This is a genomic window from Streptomyces sp. ME19-01-6 (assembly GCF_033793745.1).
Lineage (GTDB): Bacteria > Actinomycetota > Actinomycetes > Streptomycetales > Streptomycetaceae > Streptomyces.
On sequence record NZ_JARAXF010000038.1, the window covers coordinates 1 to 18,688 of the forward strand.

Here is an 18,688-nt window from a genome sequence, read left to right on the forward strand (position 1 = left end):
TATCCCGAGACGCTTCGCGGCCTTGGACATGCGCAGCAACTCCATACCCACAACTATACGTGCACAACACTAAGGATGACTAATGAAGTTGATGAGCCTGCGCTGCGGGCCGAGGCGACGGCGTGTTCCCGGAGCGTCCGCCCCAGCCCGGTGCCGATCACCCCAGGTTCGGGGAACAGGTCTGCCAGCTCCCGCCGCGACCACACGACCTGCGGCTTCTCGCCCGCCTGATGCCATTCCCGAGGGTTAAGGTATGCCTGCGTGGTGGCCAAATCCTCATGCCCCAGAAGCCGGGCGGCGATGTGGACGGGGAGTCCCCCGGTGAACGCCTCGGTCGCGAAGATGGAGCTTGTGTCCGCAGAGGCCGTGTGCAGTCGGAGTCCTGTCGTGATGAGGCGAACAACGGGCAGGGCCCAGAACGCGGCAGCGGTGACCGCGAGTTCGTCTTTCAGGGCCTCGGTGTAGGCGAGCCGGAGTGGCTAGGACGGGCTTCGGTGAGAGCATCGGGGCGGACCGACGTGGCCCACCTGCGGGTGAGGCCTTCGTCATTCTGATAATGGAAGGTTTCACCGTAGGATCGGGCGCTGCATGAGCGGGCCGGCCAGGCACTCAACGAGCACCGCGCGGAGATCCGCCGGTACTCCAGGTTCCGGGAGTGCGCGCTGGCTGACTCGGACAAGGCGGCCGACAAGCTGGCAGGGGAGGGCCGTGCCGACACCTCAGGTACTCGATGAGTTGCTGCGCCAACTGAAACCTCGTGTCTGCCAAGATGCCGATCTTAATCCGCAGACGCTGATTGACTGGTTGGGGCGGCAGCTCGGCGCGGAGATCGCCCTGGTAGACCGCGCGGGCAAGGTGGAGCTGTCCACTGCCCGGCTTGCGCCGGACATCCTTGCCAGTCTCCAGCTGGTGCTGACGCAGTTATCAAGCGGACAGCTGGCCGCTGCGGCCTCGCAGGTGGGCGTGTTCCATGTGCGGTGCGAAGCGCTGGGACGGCAAGTTCCGCGTCCGGTGCTGGTGGTGGGCAGCCCGTTACCGCTGACGCGGGAGGCCCTGGCGCTCGCATCCCACGTCGGCTCCATGATCGAGGTGTTGCGACGAGCCCGGCAGGCCGACGACCTCGCACTCCGCTATCAGCAGGCGGCAACGCGGCTGCGCCTGGCGGTCTTCATGGCCCTGATGACTGGAGAACTGACTCTGGCCCGCCGCATGACGGCCGGTGCCGTTCCGCCGTTGCTGGACGCTGAACGTCTGCGCATCCACCTGCTCCGCTGCCCGCCCTCAGACCGCGACAGGCTCATCGACGCCTACCAGGATGCGTCCGGCTATCACGGTCGCGGCTTGATGGTGCGTTGCCCTGTCTACGACGATCACCTCATCTGTCTCCTGCCCATGGACCACGACGGCGACAGCGCGGACGGCGGCCTGGCCGCGCCCTTGCAGGCGCTGGTGCGAGACAACCCGGACTACGCGCTGGGCATCAGCGCCCCCATGCCCTTGCAGGCCACTGCCCATGCCTACGATCAAGCCCGCCATGCCCTGGCCGTCGCCTGCCACACGCCCGACCGGGTTGCCGACTACCACGGCCAGCCACCGCTGGCCGGACTGCTCCCTCGTCGACAAGCCCTCGCCTGGGCCCGTGCCTTCCTGGAGCCGATCAGGGAAGCCCCCCGGCTCACCCTCGACATCACCAGCCTTGCCCTGAACTTTCCCCGCTCCGGTGTGGCTCGGCTGCTCGACGTCAGCCGCAACACCGTCACCGCCCATCTGAGGCGTGTCCAAGACGCCCTCGGCCTCAACCTGCAGGACCCCCGCAGCCGCGCCGAACTCGCCCTGGCCCTGGCGATCACCGACCTCCCGTTACCCGACGGCAACGCCGCAGCCGAGCATGTGCCAACGCCTTCGGCGGACAGTCTGCTGTCCACCGAAGCGGCCATCACCTGGGCCCACGCCTTCCTCCAACCCCTGCAGCTCGGCACGGACCGCACCGTGCACCAGACCCTGCGAGCCTGGATCGAGGCCGACACCGATGCCCAGCGAACGGCCCGGAACCTCGGCATCAGCCGCACTACCGTTCGCGCCCACCTGCGCACCGCCGAACAGCTCCTGAAACGCAGCCTCCAGACCCCAGGCCCCGGCACCCACGAACTGGTCCACGCGTTCCGCATCGCCGACCGTGCACCGTGAACAGCCGCAACCCCGCAACTGCGCACCGTGCGCATTGCCCGCCACCCACAGCCCTCCCTACAGTCTGCTTCACCCGGCCTGCGATGACTGTCCGCAGGGCGACGAGCCGGCCACGGAGTGGCTGTGCACCCGGAGCCAGGCCGAACACCAGCACATTGAGGTCGGACGTTCAACCTGGACAGTTAGAGGTACTCCGCTTCAGCGCGGCACCCGGACATGGTGAAGCCCTGATGCACCGTGATGGCAATAACTACGAGGGGAACGCACTATGAAGAAACTGACCGCCCTGGCCATGACCGGCGCGATCGTCGGCGGCAGCCTGCTGGTCACCACGACACCTGCCGCCGCAGCCACCTGTTACGGCAGCGCAAAGAACTATGTCTCGACCGCCGGGGGATCCGTCCACCCCAAAGGCAGCGACTTCTTCAAGACGACGAGCAACTGCGCCGACATCAACATCAGGGTGAACGGGTTCGGCACACCCAAGAAGGTGAAGGTCTGCTTCTATCACAGCAACAACACCCTCAACTACTGCCAGAGCAGCTACAGCACGTACTACCCGGGGGACTCGTGGTGGGAGATCGCCACGGATGTCAAGGATGGCGTCAAGTTCCGCTTCTCGTTTGAGGAGGCCGGATACAAGAACTTCGACTGGGCGGCGTAAAACCGAGCTCTGCCCAGCGCCGGGAACGGGTGGGAGCGCCTATGCTCCCACCCGTTTCTCGTCGTGGTCTGGATCCTGCTGGAGGTGGTTGACCATCTGGATCTCAGCAGTCTCGAGGCGCGCTATTCGCTCGGCGGGGCCGGCCCAGGTGCTGCTGGTTTGCGCGAAGGCCGGACTCGGCCGACTCGGCACGATCGCGATCGACGGCACGAAGATCGCAGCGAGCGCTGCCCGGGGCGCGTCCTGCCGTCGCAAGTGGCTCGAGGAGCAGGTGGATGCCATTACCGCAGAGGCTGACGCAGCCGACGCAGCCGACGCAGCTGACGCAGCCGACGCAGCCGACGCAGCCGACGCAGCCGACGCGGCCGAAGACGCCAAGGCCGCGGACACTGCTCGCTTGGGTGAGACAGCACGGCAGCTGCCAAGGAGCGGGCGAGGGTTGCCCGAGCGCGCGAGGGACGAAGCGGTCGAGTCTGTGCGGCCGAGGACGGCGTGGCTGCGGCGAACTTCGACTTGCTGGAGGGCCAGTTCAGCGACGGGTGCGGGCAGGTCCACTGGGACGGCGCCGAGGCGGGTGGGGACGGCTCCGTCCGTCTCCTCGACGTGGTCGACGGTGAGCCGGGCGATCGCTGTGGGCCACTGGGCATAGAGAAGCAACAGCAGGCCGGCGAAGCGGCCTCGCCCACCTGATGCAATTCCCGAGGGTTGGTGTAGAGCGAGGTGGTACTGGCGTGCTCGTGGCCGACCTGCTCCTGGACGAAGCGCGGGTCCCAGCCGTCCTCGATCAGGTGGTGACGTAGGACAATTCGGGGGGCTCGGCCTGGTCCTCAATGCCGCCGTGCTCTCGACAACGCGCTACCTCGACGCCGCCGTCGACCACCTGCGGGCCCTGCCGCCCGAGGAGCGGGAGCATGACGTCCTGGACGAGGATGTGGCCCGGGTCTCCCGCTGAAGCACGCCAACCTCAACTGCGTGGGCCGCTACAGCTTCGCCGCCCGCCCGCCACGCGAGGGCCTGCGCCCACTGCGTGACCCGGCGACCGTCCACCTCGACGAGGACGACGAGGGCACCGGCGAATGACGTGGCGGGTCGTGATCAATGAGCATCGCAGCTTCCGGGGCGGGTGCCCGTCTGGGTACGGGGCCGGGCGATCTGCGGCTGCGCCGTGTGGGCGCGAGTGGCCAAAAGCGATGCCGCAGGCGGGCAGCGGCGGGCTCCGAGGGCCCAGGGGGGCCCGGCTGTGTGCCCGCCGGGATGGTGTGTCAGACCGTGGCGAGCCGGTCCACCAGCAGCTCCACCCTCGGCTCGGCGTCCTCGGGCAGCAGCCGTCCCGTCCGGGTCAGGGTCGCGAGGCCGTGCAGGGCCGCCCAGAACGTCTCGGTGAACAGCGCCGGGTGGACGCCGTCACCGGCGACCTCGCCGAGGGTCTCCAGCAGGGCGGCGAAGGCGTCCTTCAGCGGCTCCGGGGTGTCCTCCTGCGCGTACGCCAGGCCGCCGTCGAGCTGGAAGATGGCGTCGTAGACGGCCGGGTTGTGCTCGGCGAAGTCGAGGTAGGCGCGGGCGAGGGCGGCGACCCGGGCGCGCGGACCGTCCGCGGCGGAGGTCGCGGCACGCACCGCGACGGCCAGCTCGGTGGCGCCCTCCAGGGCGACGGCGCCGATGATCTCGCGCTTGCCGCGGAAGTGGCTGTAGAGGACGGGCTGGCTGTACTCGATGCGCTCGGCGAGGCGGCGGGTGGTGACCGCGTCCCAGCCCTGCTGCTCGGCGAGTTCGCGGGCCGTCGCCACGATGAGGCGCTCGCGGACCGCCCGTTCGCGCTCCTTGCGTTCCTGTACCGACATGCTTCGAATCCTAGCACCGCTAGACAAGCGGTCGGTAGTAGTACTAGCGTTGCCTCATCATCTAGCAGTACTAGATACCGAGAGGGTCGTCATGCTCAACGCACTCGAGGTCGTCACCACCGTGGTCGTCGGCGTGATGGTGGGGGTGGAGTTCTCCGTCGCCTTCGTCATGAACCCGATCCTCAACGCCCTGCCCGAGGACAGCGGCCAACTCGGCCACGCCCACGGGGGCCGGATGCTCGGCGCTGTGATGCCGGTCTGGTACATCGGCTCGCTTGTCCTCGTCGCGGTCTGGGCCGTCGCCGGATGGCACCGCGACGGCGCCGGCCTCGTCGTCACCGCCGGCGCGCTGCTGATCCTCAGCGTGATCATGTCGATCCTGCTGCTCGTCCCGATCAACAACCGGGGCAAGACGTGGACCCCTGACAACCGGCCCGAGGACTGGAAGGAGCAGCTGAACCGCTGGAACCGCTGGCACTACGCCCGCGTCGCCGTCATCATCGCCGCCTTCGCCCTGCTGGTCGCCGCCCTCGCCTGAGCCCGCGGGCTCACCCGCCCGGTCGTCAGCCGCAACCGCTCGGCCCTGCGCCCGAAGTGCGGCACCGCCACCTCCATCTACATCCAGGGCCCGGACACCAACATCCTCGAACTCCGCTGGCATCCGCAGGACGCGGGCCCCAGCGACACCCACTGACCGATAGCCAGTGGAAGTACCGAAAATGGCCACGCTGCAGAGTCTTGACCCGCACGCGCCGATGTTCGCGCAGTTCAAGGAGAAGACCGGGCCCATCGTCCTGGCCAACACCTTCTTCGTCCCGAAGGAGAGGACTGAAGCGTTCCTGGCCCTTTTTCGCAGGCAGGCCGAGTTCATGAAGGCTCAGCCGGGATTCGTCTCCCTGCAGATGCACAAGGGAACGGCGGACAGTCGGCTTCTGATGAACGTCGCGGTCTGGGAGTCGACCGAGGCGCTCGCCACGGCGTTCGGCAGCCCGGAGTTCCAGCGCATGGCGGCCGAGTTCCCCGACGACATCGTGTCGTATCCGCACATCTTCGAGCAGATCGACGAATGACACGGCAGCTGTAGCAGGGGGAGGGCAGCCGGGGAAGCCCTGCCCTCCCGCGGGCAGTCACGCATCCATGCACCATGCCGGGTCGCCGAGGCCGCCGAGCACCCCACCACGCGTAACCCCGTCCCTGAAAAGGAGCCACTATGGCCGTGGAACTGAATCACACCATCGTCCCCGCCCGTGACCCGCAAGCCTCGGCGCAGTTCCTGGCCGAAATCCTCGGCCTGAGTGTCGATCCGCCGGTAGCGCACTTCACGCCGGTCACGCTGGCGAACCAGGTCAGCCTGGACTACGACCAGCTGGACGACTTTGAGCCACACCACTACGCGTTCATGGTCAGCGAGCAGGAGTTCGACGCCGCCCTCGCCCGCATCCAGCACGGTGGAATCACCCACTACGGCGATCCCGCATGCCAGGAGCTTGGGCAGATCTATCACAGCAAGCGCACCAAAGGCCGCAGGGGTACTTACTTCCACGACCCCGACGGACATCTCATGGAAATCCTCACCCCGGGCGGCGCCGGGTCATGAGGCCGATGGCGGCCCAGCGGATCATGGCTTCGCTGGTGGCGGGATCGCGTTCGTCGTCGCGACCGACGCGGTGCTGTGCGCGGACGGTCCGGTGGCACACCGGTCGACCTGACGCTGCTGCCCGAACACCGACGGGGGCACGGCGGGCCGTACGGCGATCTCAACCGGGGCCGCATCGACGGCGACCGGCTGCGCGTGCTGCTGGCCGGGCTGCCACTGCCGCGCTCCCCGGACGGCCGGCCGGCCACCGACATCCCAACATCCGGGAATGCAACTGCCGTTCAGATCCCACAACCGTGATCCCGGCGAACCACGCCCCTCGATCAGCCGCGCACGCGCGGCCTGACCAGGCCCCACAGGACTCCGCAAGCTCCACGAAGCTCACCAAGCCGACGTAGACTCGCAAGGAGAAGAACAATGTCGCTGAAGAAGATCAACACCGTCCTGGCCGCCGCCTTCATCCTCTTCATCCTCTGGTTCGGGACGGAGTTCATCCTGAGCCCGGAGACGACGGCGCCGGGCTTCGGCCTGCCGAGCTGGCCGTCCGGCGACGGCGACGGCTTCCTGATCATCAAGGGAATCCGCGACGTCGTCATGGCCCTGGTCCTGGGCATCCTGCTGGTCACGGGCCACCGCCGGGCGCTGGGCTGGGTGCTCCTGGTGGAGGCCCTCGCCGCGTACGGCGACATGGCCACCGTGCTGGCCCACCACGGCTCCGTGGCCACCGCGCTCGGCGTCCACGGCCTGACCGCGACACTGATGGTGGTCAACGGCCTGCTGATAATGCGCGAGACCCGCAAGGCCGCGGCCGCTCCGGCAACGCCCGTCCCGCAGCCCGCCTAACGCCGCCTTGGCGCGTTGTCGGTATTCGCCTTCCCCCGCCGAGTCCGCATCCGGCGCCCGGTGCCGGCTGTCGGCCTCTGGCTTTCGTCCTCACTGCCGGACAGGCAGGCGATGCACCCGCCTTCACCGAGGTCATGGCCCGCCTGCGTGTTCCCCGCCGACGGGGCCGGCCGCGCACCAGACCGGACGTGGTCCTGGCGGACAGGGATATTCGTCCCGCGCGATCCGCGAGCACCTGCGCCGACGCGGCATCCGGGCCGTGATCCCCGTTCCGGCGGACCAACGCGGCCACCGACTGCGACGCGGCAGCCGAGGCGGCAGACCACCGGCCTTCGATCGCGAGACCTACAAGCAGCGCAATACCGTCGAGCGGTGCATCAACCGCCTCAAGCAGTGGCGAGGCATCGCCACCCGCTACGAGAAGACAGCCACCATCTACCTGGCCGGACTCCACATCGCCGGCATCTTCCTCTGGTCCGCCCGATGATCCAAACGAAACCGCCTAGTCGAGGGTCCACTTGCCCGTGCGCTCGGGGTCCGGCCCGACCTTTTCCATCACGTACGTCACGGACGTGATCTTCGCGTCCTTCGGCACCTCAAAGACGATCCAGCCGGAGACCCGCTGACCCGGCTTGACGTTCAGTTGGAGGCCGCCAAGGGACTTGCCGATGGTGGGGCTTCCGGGCTTGCCCTGATATCCCTGCCCGTTCGCGTCGTAGACCATCGCCTCCGCGAACCCGGAGTCCTGGTAGGTGCCGGTGCCGGTCTCGACGATGGTGAACTTGGCGGCCACGAGGTGGTTCCCGGCGGCAGGCTCGGGTGCGCCGAGCGCCGGCTTGGCGTTGTTCTCGAACTTCTCCAACGTGAAGTCGGCCTCGATCGTACCCGTGCCGTTCAGACTGCCTTCCATCCCCACCAGCTTCAGGGTGTCGCCGAGCTTGCCGACCGGCGCCTGCGTGCTGCCGGCGGTGGCGCCGGGCGACTGCTCGCCGGTCGGCTGGGCGGTGCTGCTGGAGCCGGCGCCCTTCGTGGGCCCCGTGGGCCCGGCCTTGTCGCTGCCCCCGTCCGAACCCCCGCATGCCACAAGGGTGGCGGTGAGCGTGACGACCGCGGCGGCAACCGCGATGGAACGGCGCATGGAATCCCCCCGTACATTCCCGATGGACCAGGTGAGTATGACGACTGATCCAGGTCAGTGTGTCGATGCCTGGAATCCTTGTACAGATCGGTGGTGCGGGGAACGGCCGTTCTGTAACCGAACTGCACCAGGGTCCGTCTTCCAACGGATCTTACCCAGAGCAGGAAAGACGCGAGTGTGACCGCTGCTTCGTAGGAGGTGGCGGTCTTCTCGTATCTCGTGGCGATGCCGCGGAAGCCCTTGAGCCGGTTGAAGCAGCGTTCGATGGTGTTGCGTCGGCGGTAGGTCTCGCGGTCGAAGACTGGCGGCCGCCCGCCGCGGCTGCCGCGATTGTGACGGTGCTTTTGCTGGTCGGTCTTCTCGGGGATGGTGTGTGCGATGCCGCGTTTGCGCAGGTAAGCGCGGAGGCCGCGGGAGCTGTACGCCTTGTCCGCGATGATCTGGCCGGGTCGGCAGCGTGGTCGGCCAAGGCCGAGACGAGGAACCCGAATGCGCTCCAGCAGGGTGCGTGCGCAGATGCTGTCGTGTCGTTGGCCCGGTGTCACGAGGATGGCCAGGGGACGCCCGCGGCCGTCGCAGGCGAGGTGGATCTTGGTGGTCAGTCCGCCGCGGGACCGTCCGATGGCATGGTCGTCGGGTTCGCCGGCCGGGGCCCCTTTTTGCGGCCCCCGGCCGCATGCTGGTGGGCTCGCACGATCGTGGAGCCACCGAAACCGCCCAGTCGAGGTCCTCATCGGTGTCGGCCTGGGCCATCAGAGCGGTGAACACCCGCTCCCAGGTGCCTCGACGGCCCACATCCGCAGCCGGTTGTAGACGCCGCGCCAGAGCAACGGCTCGATCCGTGCCCACTGCGCATCAGTCAACGACACATCAGACCAACGATCCGATGATCCAAACGACACGCCCTACGGGCGGCCGGTGCTCGCGCCGATGACCACGGTCCGCGCTCAGTACGCGGAGGAGATCTGCGGCCCGCTGCGGGCGGCAGGGGTGCCCGTGCACCACTTCTTCCTCAAGGCCTCCCCCGGAGGTCCTTGCACGCGGATCCGGCGCGTGACGAGGAGGTCAAGCAGTGGTGCAAGGCCCAGATCCCGTTGCGTACGGCCGTGGCGGACGCGCTGCCCGCGGACACGGTCTTCCTGGACGGGGAACGGCCCGTGGGCGAGTTGGCGGACGAGGCGTTGGCCCGGGTGGGCGGGGCGCCGCGGCCCGATGGCGGATAACGCGGCCGGTCAACCCTGGACAGGAGCCGCGAGTGCCGCCGCCGTGGCGCGGGCGAAGGCTTCCGGGTTGTCCAGCATGATGTTGTGTCCGCAGTGCGGGATGGCGACGACGGACACTCCGGCCTCGGTGAGAGCTTCGGTGCCCGGGAGCGGGGCGTCGGCTTCCGGGAGCAGGAAGGTGCGGGGGATCTTCAGGTCCAGCAGAAGTTCACGCATGGTGGGGACGGTGCCGCGGGTGAGGTGGACGGCGCTGCGGTGCAGCGCCTCCCGGCCGGCCAGGCGCATGGTGGACCACCAGTGAGGGCCGACCCGGTCGCGGACCTCTTCCCAGCCGCCCGTGAGGAACTCCTCCTCGGTGTAGGCGGCGATACCGCTGCTGCCCGAAGAGCCGGGCGTGCGGGGGATCGGGTCGAGGTTGGCGTCGATGAGGACCAGGCGGGAGACCAGGTGGGGGTGGCGGGCGGCGAGGACGATGGCGACTGAGCCGCCCATGCTGTGCGCGATCAGTTCGGCGCCGGTGACACCCGCGCGGGTCAGCGCCGTGGCGAGCGCGTCGGCGTGTGATTCCAGCGTGTAGTCGAAGCCCGTAGGCCGGTCGCTGATGCCGTGACCCAGCAGGTCGATCAGCAGCGAACGGTGGCCGGCCAAGAGGGGGTGTACCGCGATCTCGGCGAAGTAGGCGGGCGAGGTGGCGCCCAGGCCGTGCACATAGACGCGTGTCGGCTCCTGTCCGGGCAGCTCGACCCACCGGATCCGGTCGCCTTCGGGCGTTACGGCGGCGTCGCGCATGGTCTGCTCCCCTGCGGTCGGGATCGGTGGAGAGACGAGAATAGACACACCAGAGGACCCTGGACGCCGCCGGCGGAGAGCCAGGGCCGCGGTTGAGCGTGTGGTCGGCGGAATTGCGCTGGTCGACAACCCACACAGGGCACGTCTAGCCGGGTGAGCGGAGGTAGTTGTAGACCGTCGCCCGGGAGACGCCCAGCAGCTCCGTCACCACCTGCACGGAGTGCTTGACCTGCAGAAAGCCGCGGGTCTTGAGGGATCGTACGAGCTCCTTCTTCGCGGCGGAGCCGAGGCTGCGCGGGGTGTGGCCGCGGGCCGCGGCGAATTCCTCGATGACGGTGCGGAGTTCGTCGGCGGTGCGGGCGCGCAGGGTTTCGGTGAGGGGCTGTTCCTGGTCGTCGGTCCTGACCAGGTTGTTGAGGCTGCGGGCGACGCTGGCGAACAGCGAGACGTCGAGGTTGAGGCAGATGGCGGCGACGTACTCGCCCGCGCTGTTCTTGATGCCGATCGAGGTGCTCTTGGCCGGGCGGCCGTCGGGGAAGCGGCTGGGGTAGTTCTGGACGATGTCCGGGAAGCCGGGGGCCTGGATGCGGGCGATGCCGAGCTCGGTGGCGGGGTCGCCGACGGAGCGGCCGGAGAGGTTGTTCTCTATGGCGCGGATGGCGTGTTCGGGGTCGCGCAGATCGTGCAGGACGACCTCGCACAGGCCCGGGAACATCCGGCCGATGGCGACGACGATTTTCTCGGCCTCGCGCAGGAGCAGGTCGTCCTCGGCGGTCATGGTGTGCCTCTCTGATCGGCGAAGAGGGCGCCCATCGTGGTCGCCGCCTTGAGCCCCGAGCCCGTCAGCAGCACGACGGTCGTCTCGCCCGGGCGGATCGCGCCCCGGGCGCGGAAGACGTCGATCGCGGCGGCCGCGGTCGCGCTGGTCGGCTCCGCGTACAGGCCCATGGCGGCCAGCCGGCGGGCCGCGGTGGCGATGTCGTCCTCGGGGACGGCCGCCATGTCGCCGTCCGAGCGGCGGACGGCATGGACGACCTCCGGCAGCCGGATGGGTTCGCGGATGGCGGTGCCCTCGGCGATGGTGGGGGCGAAGGGGGCGGGGCCCTGCGCGTGGAACGCCGCGTGGATGGGGGCGCAGTTGGTGGGCTGGGCGACGAGCAGCCGGGGGCGGCGCCGGATCTGGCCGGAGGCCAGCAGCTCGGAGAACCCGATGTCGCAGCCCAGGACGGTGGAGCCCGCGCCGGCCACGGTGACGACATTGTCCGGGGCCGCGAAGCCCAGGTCCTCCCACAGCTCGTACGCGAGGGTCTTGGTGCCCTGCAGGAAGAAGGGGTGCCAGTTGTGGCTCGCGTAGTACGTACGCTCCGACCGGCGCAGCGCCTCCGCCGCGGTGGCGTCCCGGTCGCCCGGGACGAGCTCCACCCGCGCCCCGTACGCGCGGCTCTGGAGCACCTTGGCGGGGGAGGTGGCCTCGGGGGCGAGGATCGTGGCCCGGATTCCGGCCGCCGCGCAGTACGCCGCGACGGAGGCGCCGCCGTTGCCGGAGCTGTCCTCGATGACCTCCGGCACGCCCCGCTGCGCGAGCAGGGAGATCATCACGCTGGTGCCGCGGTCCTTGAAGCTGCCGGTAGGGCTGAACCACTCCAGCTTGAAGTGGACCGGGACCTCGCCCCAGGCCTTGGCGACCAGCGGGGTGCAGCCCTCGCCGAGCGACACCGGCGTGGCGGTGTCCATGGGCAGGGCCGCGCGGTAGCGCCACAGCGAACGGGTGCCGGCGTCCACGTCCTCGCGGGTGATGCCGGGCAGGGCGGAGACGGTCAGCGGGGCGCCGTCGTCGCCGCACCAGCGCGGGTCGGTGAGCGGGTAGCGGGCGCCGGACCGCTCGTCCAGGTAGTGGGGGGCAGGGCGGTCGGGTTCGGCGTGGTCGGGTTCAGAGTGCACTTTGGAAATTCTGTTTAGTTGTGGAGGATCGGTCAAGAGTGCCCGGTCAGGGGCGGCCGTACAGGCGCTCCAGCACCGCCGCCACCCCGTCCTCGTCATGGTCCGGCGCCACCTCGTCCGCCACGGCGATCAGACCCGGGTGCGCGTTGCCCATCGCGACCCCGTACCCGGCCCACTCCAGCATCGGGATGTCGTTCGGCATATCGCCGAAGGCGATCGTCTCCGCGGGTGAGAAGCCCATGTGTGCCGCCGCCCGCCCCAGCCCCACGGCCTTGTCCACCCCCGCCGGCAGCACCTCGATCATGCCCTTCTCGGAGTGCGTCACCGACACCTCGTCCCCGCCCGCCAGCGCCGCGGCCGCCGCGACCCGGCCGTCGGGCAGCTCGCGGTGGCGCATCAGCACCTTCTCGATCGGCTGCGCCCACAGCTCCTCCCGGCTGCCCACGAGCCCCCAGCCCGGCCGCACCCGGTCCGCGAAGCCCGGCGTGATCACGAAGCGGTTCTCGGGTGCGGCGGTGACCACCGCCAGCTCCAGCGGGCGCCCGCCCAGCTCCTCCTCGGTGCGCTTGACCACCGCCCGGGCCAGGTCCAGGTCCAGCGCCGCGGAGGCCAGCAGCCGGTCCGCCGAGGCGTCGTACAGCTGCGCGCCCTGGCCGCATACCGCGAGCCCCTGATAGCCGATGGCCACCAGGAACTCCCGGCAGGAGGCGGCGGGCCGGCCGGTGACGACCAGATGGCGCGCCCCGGCCCGGTCCGCGAGGACGAGCGCCGCGCGGGTACGGGCCGAGACGGTCAGGTCGGTGCGCAGCAGCGTGCCGTCGAGGTCGGTGGCCACGAGCCGGAAGCGCGACCCGTCGCAGGCCGGGCCGGGCGCGGAGCCCGAGCGGGGCCGCGGTAGCCGGAGTGCCGTGGTGGGTAAACCATCCGAACCGGTGAAGCTGTGCCCGGTGGCGGAGGGTGCGGGCGTGACTGGCGTGGCGTCGGCGGTGTGCACGTGCCGGTGTCCCTTTCGTGTCCTTGGGCCCGCGGCAGTGCCCCACAGGTACGAGCGCGGGTACGCGCGCGACGCGGACCGCCGCCCTCGCGCGATGGTCGCGCCGGTGATCGAGCCCCTGAATGCTGAGCCAGGATGGCGGCTCGCGCGGGTCCGATCAAGCGGCCTTGACAGCCGCGCTCACGCCGCCTTCAGTCCGGCCTCCGGTTCGGCCTCCACCCGCGCCGCCGTGACCTGCCTCGGCAGCCGGTAGGAGAGCCTGCCGTACCACAGCCGCGACAGGGCGAAGCCGAACAACAGGCAGACGACGCCGCCGATGCCGTCCAGCCAGAAGTGGTTGGCCGTCGCCACGATCACCACCAGCGTGGCCGTCGGGTACAGCAGCCCCAGCGCCTTCACCCACACCGGGCGGGCCAGCATGGCGATGGTGATGCCGCACCACAGCGACCAGCCGATGTGCATCGACGGCATCGCCGCGTACTGGTTCGACATGTTGGCCAGGTTCCCCGAGGCCATCGACCCCCAGGTGTGGTGCGCCACCACGGTGTCGATGAAGTGCCCCCCGGTCATCAGCCGGGGCGGGGCCAGCGGGAAGAAGTAGTAGCCCAGCAGCGCGACTCCCGTGGTCGCGAAGAGCACCAGCCGGGTGGCGGCGTAGCGGCCCGGGTGCCAGTGGTAGAGCCACACCAGCACGCCGAGGGTCACGATGAAGTGCAGCGTGGCGTAGTAATAGTTCATTCCTACGATCAGCCAGCCGACCGAGTCGATCGCGTGGTTGACACCGCTTTCGAAGGCCATGCCGAGCTGGTGCTCCCAGTCCCAGATCCACCCGGCGTTGCGCAGCGCCTCGTGCCGCTGCTCCGGGACGGCGTTGCGGATCAGGGAGTACGTCCAGTAGCTGACGGCGACGAGGAGGATCTCGAACCAGAGCCGGGGTCTGCGGGGGGTGCGCAGCCGGTCCAGGAACGTAGGGGGTGGCGCCGGACGTGCGCCGGTCTCCGCTCTGGTTCCCTCGATGGGTGACGGAGTGGCCGTCCGGCTTGCCAGAGTCCTCACAGTCGCTTCACCCATAGGGCAACAGTCTGCCAGAAAGCGGCCCAGCGACAGATCCTCCTTCAGTCCGGTCTTGGCGTCTTATGTCCTACTCCGGCCCGCCCCACATGCGGCGCAGTGGGGCGTGCGCCCGATTATGTCCCCCCGCCCCGCGCCCCCGCCCCGTGGGCCGAGGCCGTGGAGCCGCGGACCACCAGTTCCGGGAGGAAGACGAACTCGCTGGGCGGGGCCGGGGTGCCGCCGATCTCCTCCAGCAGGGCCCGCACCGCGGCCTGGCCCATCGACTGCACGGGCTTGCGGATGGTGGTCAGCGGCGGGTCCGTGAAGGCGATCAGCGGCGAGTCGTCGAAGCCGACCACCGAGATGTCCCGCGGCACGGCCAGGCCCTGCTGCCGGGCCGCCCGAATGGCGCCCAGCGCCATCATGTCGCTCGCGCACACCACCGCCGTGCAGCCGCGCTCGATCAGCGCGCCGGCCGCCGCCTGGCCGCCCTCCAGCGTGTACAGCGAGTGCTGGATCAGCTCCTCGGACTCCTCGGACCCGACACCCAGCTGCTCGTGCATCGCGCGCTGGAAGCCCTCGATCTTCCGCAGCACGGGTACGAACCGCTTGGGGCCCAGCGCCAGCCCGATCCGGGTGTGCCCGAGCGAGGCCAGGTGGGTCACCGCCAGCAGCATCGCCGCCCGGTCGTCGGGGGAGATGAAGGGCGCCCGTACCTTGGCGGAGTACCCGTCGACCAGGACGAACGGCACGCCCTGGCCGCGCAGCTGGTCGTAGCGCTGCATATCGGCGCTGGTGTCCGCGTGCAGCCCGGAGACGAAGATGATCCCCGCCACCCCGCGGTCCACCAGCATCTCGGTCAGCTCGTCCTCGGTCGAGCCGCCCGGGGTCTGGGTGGCCAGCACCGGGGTGTAGCCCTGGCGGGTCAGCGCCCCTCCGATCACCTGGGCGAGCGCGGGGAAGATCGGGTTCTCCAGCTCGGGGGTGATCAGGCCGACCAGCCCCGCGCTGCGCTGCCGCAGCCGTACCGGCCGCTCGTATCCGAGCACGTCGAGTGCGGCCAGAACGGATTCGCGGGTGGTCGCCGCCACGCCGGGCTTGCCGTTCAGGACGCGGCTGACCGTGGCTTCGCTGACCCCCGCCTGGGCCGCGATGTCAGCGAGTCGTGCGGTCATGGGGCTGGACTGTACCGGTCGCATATCAGATTGCCCACCACGCGCAGGAATCGGCGGGAATGCGCACCGTACCCGCCCCGTATTCGAGCGGGGCCGAGGACAGCAGCGCACGCCCGGGGATGGGCAGTTCCACCGCTTCCCCCAGGGTGTTGAGGGTGCACACGAACCCCCGGCGGGAGAGCGCGAGCACCCCCTCGGGGGCGTCCAGCCAGTCCATCGGGCCGTCGCCGAGGCCGGGCACCTCCCTGCGCACCGCGAGCGCCGCGCGGTACAGCTCCAGCGTAGAGTCCGGGTCGCCGGTCTGGGCCTCGACCGACAGATCCCGCCAGTCCGCGGGCTGCGGCAGCCAGCTGCCGCCGGGGCCGAACCCGTACGACTCCCCGTCGCGCGACCAGGGGATGGGCACCCGGCAACCGTCCCGGAAGCCGTCCTGGCCGCTCTCGTGGAAGGTGCGGAAGAAGGCCGGGTCCTGGCGGCAGTCGTCCGGCAGGTCCGTGACCTCCGGCAGCCCCAGCTCCTCGCCCTGGTAGATGTACGTCGAGCCGGGCAGCGCCAGCATCAGCAGGGCGGCGGCCCGGGCCCGGCGCAGGCCCTGGGCGGGGCTGTCCTCGGTGTAGCGGGTGAGGTGCCGGACCACGTCGTGGTTGGAGAGCACCCAGGTGGTGGGGGCGCCCACGGAGGCGGTCGCGGCCAGCGAGTCGTCGATCACCTCGCGCATCGCCGCCGCGTCCCACGGGCACCTGAGGAACTGGAAGTTGAAGGCCTGGTGCAGCTCGTCGGGGCGCACGTACAGGGCCAGCCGCTCGGAGGTGGGGGCCCACGCCTCGGCGACGCCGACCCGCACCGTGCCGCCGTGCTCCTGGCTGTAGGAGTCCAGCAACCGCCGCCAGGAGCGGTGGATCTCGTGCACCCCGTCCTGGTCGAAGAACGGCAGCACCTGCGCGCCGATCAGCTTGGCCTGCTCGGTGTGGCCGATGTCGGGCAGGCCCGCGGCCTTGACCATGCCGTGCGCGACATCGATGCGGAAGCCGTCCACGCCCAGATCAAGCCAGAACCTCAGGATGGACGCGAACTCCTCGGCGACCTCGGGGCAATCCCAGTTGAGGTCGGGCTGCTCGGGTGCGAAGAGGTGCAGATACCACTCGCCGGGGGTGCCGTCGGGGTCGGTGGTGCGGGTCCAGGCGGGGCCGCCGAAGACCGACTCCCAGTCGTTGGGCGGCAGCTCGCCGTCCGCGCCCCGGCCCGGGTGGAAGTGGTAGCGCTCGCGGGCCGCCCCCCGAGGCCGGTCCGCGAGCGCTTCCTGGAACCACACGTGCTGGTCGGAGGTGTGGTTCGGCACGATGTCCACGATCACCTTGAGGCCCAGCTCATGGGCGGTGCGCACCAGGTCGTCGGCGTCGCTGAGGGCGCCGAACAGCGGGTCGACGGCGCGGTAGTCGGCCACGTCGTAGCCGCCGTCGGCCTGCGGCGAGGCGAAGAACGGGGTCAGCCAGACCGCGTCCACGCCCAGTCGGGCCAGGTGCGGCAGCCGCTCGCGGACGCCGCGCAGGTCCCCGATGCCGTCGCCGTCGCTGTCGGCGAAGGACCGCACGTACACCTGGTAGATGACGGCGTCGCGCCACCAGCCGGTGCCATTGGACGGCTGCGCGGTCTCGGTCTGGGGGGAGGTGGTGAGCTCCTGGGTCATGCCGGTGAAAGTAACAGCTCTGCAATGCCTTGCGGAAGAGCTTGCAGAGGCTCATCGGCGCCTGTCGGGGCGGTCCGGGGGCGCCCGCCGGGGCACTCCGGCGCAGGTGTCAAGCGCTCAGGGGGCTACTGGAGGGACACGTGGAGGTAACGATCCCGAGTCCTTGCAGAAATTTGCCGCAAGGTCTTTCGGCTGGTTTGCATCCCTGTTACGTTCCTCGGCAACTCGGCGCCGCGATGGCGCGGCCGGCTATGGAGGAGTTCAGATGCGACGTGGCATAGCGGCCACCGCACTCGTCGCGGCGATGGCGCTCGCGGCGACCGCGTGCGGCGGTGATGATGGCGGCAGCGGCGGGGGCAAGAAGTCGGCCGGGGAGATCTCCGGCACCGTGACGTACTGGGACACCTCGAACGAAGCCGAGAAGGGCACCTACAAGAAGCTCGCCGAGGACTTCAGCAAGAAGTACCCGAAGGTCAAGGTCAACTATGTCAGCGTGCCGTTCGGTGACGCGCTGAACAACTTCAAGAACGCCGCGGGCAGCGGCGGCTCCGGCGCCCCCGACGTGCTGCGCGCCGAGGTCGCCTGGACCCAGGACCTCGCCAACATCGGTTATCTGGCCCCGCTGGACGGCACCGCGGCCCTCGACAACGAGTCGGACTACCTGCCCAAGGCCGCCGCCGGCACCAAGTTCAAGGGCAAGACCTACGCCGTGCCGCAGGTCATCGACACCCTCGGTCTCTTCTACAACAAGAAGCTGCTGAAGGAGGCCGGCGTCGAGCCGCCGACCAGCTGGACCGAGCTCAAGGCGGCCGCGAAGAAGATCAAGCAGAAGACCGGCAAGACCGGCCTCTACCTGCGCGGCGACGACGCCTACTGGTTCCTGCCCTTCATCTACGGCGAGGGCGGCGACCTCCTGGACACCGGCGCCAAGAAGGTCACCGTCGACGACGAGGCCGGTGTCAAGGCCTTCGCGACCGCCCGCGACCTGGTCAAGTCCGGCGCGGCGGTCACCGACGCCACCGATGGCTGGGACAACATGCAGAACGCCATCAAGAACGGCGACGTCGCGATGACCATCAACGGCCCCTGGGCGATCGAGGACACCCTGGCCGGCAAGGCGTTCAAGGACGACAAGTCCAACCTCGGCGTGGTCCCCGTCCCGGCCGGCAGCAAGGCCCAGGGCTCCCCGCAGGGCGGCCAGAACCTCACCGTCTACGCCGGGTCCAAGAACCTCGACGCCTCCTACGCCTTCGTCAAGTACATGAGTTCGGCCGAGGTCCAGGCCAAGACCACCGAGAAGCTCAGCCTGCTGCCGACCCGCGCCTCGGTCTACACGAACAAGACGGTCGCGGCCAACGCCAACGTCAAGTTCTTCAAGGCGGCTGTGGACAAGGCCGTCGAGCGCCCCTGGATCCCCGAGGGCAACAGCCTCTTCCAGGCGATCCTGGTCGAGTTCCCGAACGTGGTGACCGGCAAGACCTCGCCCGAGAAGGCAGCCAAGTCGGTCGGCGCCGCGTACCGCAAGCTCCTCAAGGGCGACTGGAAGTAGGGACTGG

The 18,688-nt window shown here is 69.7% G+C and carries 18 protein-coding genes and 4 pseudogenes; 11 read left to right on the forward strand and 11 right to left on the reverse strand.

From position 1 onward, the window contains the following. Window positions 1-708: 708 nt before the first annotated feature. The 3 genes from PV419_RS44935 (at window position 709) to PV419_RS44945 (ending at window position 3,541) form a co-directional block, all read left to right on the forward strand. A complete protein-coding gene (locus tag PV419_RS44935) occupies window positions 709-2,187 on the forward strand; it encodes a helix-turn-helix domain-containing protein (RefSeq protein WP_319699052.1) in 1,479 nt (492 codons plus the stop codon). Between the two features lie 268 nt (window positions 2,188-2,455). Further along, window positions 2,456-2,851 (forward strand): hypothetical protein, encoded by a 396-nt coding sequence (locus PV419_RS44940; protein WP_319699054.1) that lies wholly within the window; start codon window positions 2,456-2,458, stop codon window positions 2,849-2,851. A 492-nt stretch (window positions 2,852-3,343) separates the two neighbouring features. Then, on the forward strand, window positions 3,344-3,541 hold the full coding sequence (locus PV419_RS44945) for a hypothetical protein (protein WP_319699056.1): 198 nt from the start codon (window positions 3,344-3,346) through the stop codon (window positions 3,539-3,541). A 17-nt stretch (window positions 3,542-3,558) separates the two neighbouring features. Here the strand turns inward: PV419_RS44945 and PV419_RS44950 are convergent. Beyond that, a pseudogene (locus PV419_RS44950) lies at window positions 3,559-3,642 on the reverse strand (tyrosine-type recombinase/integrase); the annotation flags it as partial. A 471-nt stretch (window positions 3,643-4,113) separates the two neighbouring features. Then, window positions 4,114-4,692, reverse strand: coding sequence for a TetR/AcrR family transcriptional regulator (locus PV419_RS44955; protein ID WP_319699058.1), 579 nt, complete (start codon window positions 4,690-4,692; stop codon window positions 4,114-4,116). A 91-nt stretch (window positions 4,693-4,783) separates the two neighbouring features. On the opposite strand from PV419_RS44955, the gene PV419_RS44960 reads away from it, so the two are divergent. The 6 genes and pseudogenes from PV419_RS44960 to PV419_RS44985 all read left to right on the forward strand — a co-directional run. Next, a complete protein-coding gene (locus tag PV419_RS44960; RefSeq protein ID WP_319699060.1) occupies window positions 4,784-5,230 on the forward strand; it encodes a DUF1772 domain-containing protein in 447 nt (148 codons plus the stop codon). A 181-nt stretch (window positions 5,231-5,411) separates the two neighbouring features. Further along, window positions 5,412-5,762: an antibiotic biosynthesis monooxygenase family protein gene (locus tag PV419_RS44965; protein ID WP_319699062.1), complete on the forward strand. Its 351-nt coding sequence runs from the start codon at window positions 5,412-5,414 to the stop codon at window positions 5,760-5,762. A 140-nt stretch (window positions 5,763-5,902) separates the two neighbouring features. Beyond that, a complete protein-coding gene (locus PV419_RS44970; protein ID WP_319699064.1) occupies window positions 5,903-6,289 on the forward strand; it encodes a VOC family protein in 387 nt (128 codons plus the stop codon). A gap of 64 nt (window positions 6,290-6,353) precedes the next feature. Then, a pseudogene (locus PV419_RS44975) lies at window positions 6,354-6,529 on the forward strand (transposase); the annotation flags it as partial. Between the two features lie 177 nt (window positions 6,530-6,706). Beyond that, entirely contained in the window at window positions 6,707-7,132 is a 426-nt protein-coding gene (locus tag PV419_RS44980; RefSeq protein ID WP_319699066.1) for a DUF4267 domain-containing protein, read from the forward strand. 74 nt (window positions 7,133-7,206) lie between these two features. Continuing rightward, window positions 7,207-7,619, forward strand: a pseudogene (locus PV419_RS44985) (IS5 family transposase); the annotation flags it as partial. A gap of 15 nt (window positions 7,620-7,634) precedes the next feature. Here the strand turns inward: PV419_RS44985 and PV419_RS44990 are convergent. Both PV419_RS44990 and PV419_RS44995 read right to left on the reverse strand, forming a co-directional pair. Further along, window positions 7,635-8,270 (reverse strand): DUF4352 domain-containing protein, encoded by a 636-nt coding sequence (locus tag PV419_RS44990; RefSeq protein WP_319699068.1) that lies wholly within the window; start codon window positions 8,268-8,270, stop codon window positions 7,635-7,637. Between the two features lie 149 nt (window positions 8,271-8,419). Beyond that, window positions 8,420-9,139: pseudogene (locus PV419_RS44995) on the reverse strand (IS5 family transposase); the annotation flags it as partial. A gap of 165 nt (window positions 9,140-9,304) precedes the next feature. Between PV419_RS44995 and PV419_RS45000 the strand changes: the two are divergent. Next, the gene (locus PV419_RS45000; protein ID WP_319699070.1) at window positions 9,305-9,493 is read left to right on the forward strand and encodes a hypothetical protein; all 189 of its coding nucleotides are present in this window, start codon (window positions 9,305-9,307) and stop codon (window positions 9,491-9,493) included. Between the two features lie 9 nt (window positions 9,494-9,502). Here PV419_RS45000 and PV419_RS45005 read toward each other — a convergent pair whose 3' ends face one another. The 7 genes from PV419_RS45005 to PV419_RS45035 form a co-directional block, all read right to left on the reverse strand. Beyond that, window positions 9,503-10,282 carry an alpha/beta hydrolase gene (locus tag PV419_RS45005; RefSeq protein ID WP_319699072.1) on the reverse strand — a complete coding sequence of 260 codons (780 nt, stop codon included), beginning with the start codon at window positions 10,280-10,282 and terminating at the stop codon, window positions 9,503-9,505. A gap of 145 nt (window positions 10,283-10,427) precedes the next feature. Then, complete coding sequence (locus tag PV419_RS45010; protein WP_319699074.1) at window positions 10,428-11,060, reverse strand: transcriptional regulator; 633 nt, start codon at window positions 11,058-11,060, stop codon at window positions 10,428-10,430. Continuing rightward, on the reverse strand, window positions 11,057-12,172 hold the full coding sequence (locus tag PV419_RS45015; RefSeq protein ID WP_319699206.1) for a threonine synthase: 1,116 nt from the start codon (window positions 12,170-12,172) through the stop codon (window positions 11,057-11,059). Before PV419_RS45015 ends, PV419_RS45010 begins: the two co-directional genes overlap by 4 nt. Window positions 12,173-12,269: 97 nt before the next feature. Beyond that, window positions 12,270-13,217 (reverse strand): HAD family hydrolase, encoded by a 948-nt coding sequence (locus PV419_RS45020; RefSeq protein WP_415925519.1) that lies wholly within the window; start codon window positions 13,215-13,217, stop codon window positions 12,270-12,272. Window positions 13,218-13,397: 180 nt separating this feature from the next. Next, window positions 13,398-14,288: a phosphatase PAP2 family protein gene (locus PV419_RS45025; protein ID WP_319699076.1), complete on the reverse strand. Its 891-nt coding sequence runs from the start codon at window positions 14,286-14,288 to the stop codon at window positions 13,398-13,400. 116 nt (window positions 14,289-14,404) lie between these two features. Next, window positions 14,405-15,445, reverse strand: a complete 1,041-nt coding sequence (locus PV419_RS45030) for a LacI family DNA-binding transcriptional regulator (RefSeq protein ID WP_319699078.1) — start codon at window positions 15,443-15,445, stop codon at window positions 14,405-14,407. Window positions 15,446-15,470: 25 nt separating this feature from the next. Next, window positions 15,471-17,132 carry a glycoside hydrolase family 13 protein gene (locus PV419_RS45035; protein ID WP_319699079.1) on the reverse strand — a complete coding sequence of 554 codons (1,662 nt, stop codon included), beginning with the start codon at window positions 17,130-17,132 and terminating at the stop codon, window positions 15,471-15,473. A 265-nt stretch (window positions 17,133-17,397) separates the two neighbouring features. Here PV419_RS45035 and PV419_RS45040 point away from each other — a divergent pair, with 265 nt between their 5' ends. Further along, window positions 17,398-18,681, forward strand: a complete 1,284-nt coding sequence (locus tag PV419_RS45040; protein ID WP_319699081.1) for an extracellular solute-binding protein — start codon at window positions 17,398-17,400, stop codon at window positions 18,679-18,681. Window positions 18,682-18,688: the final 7 nt, after the last annotated feature.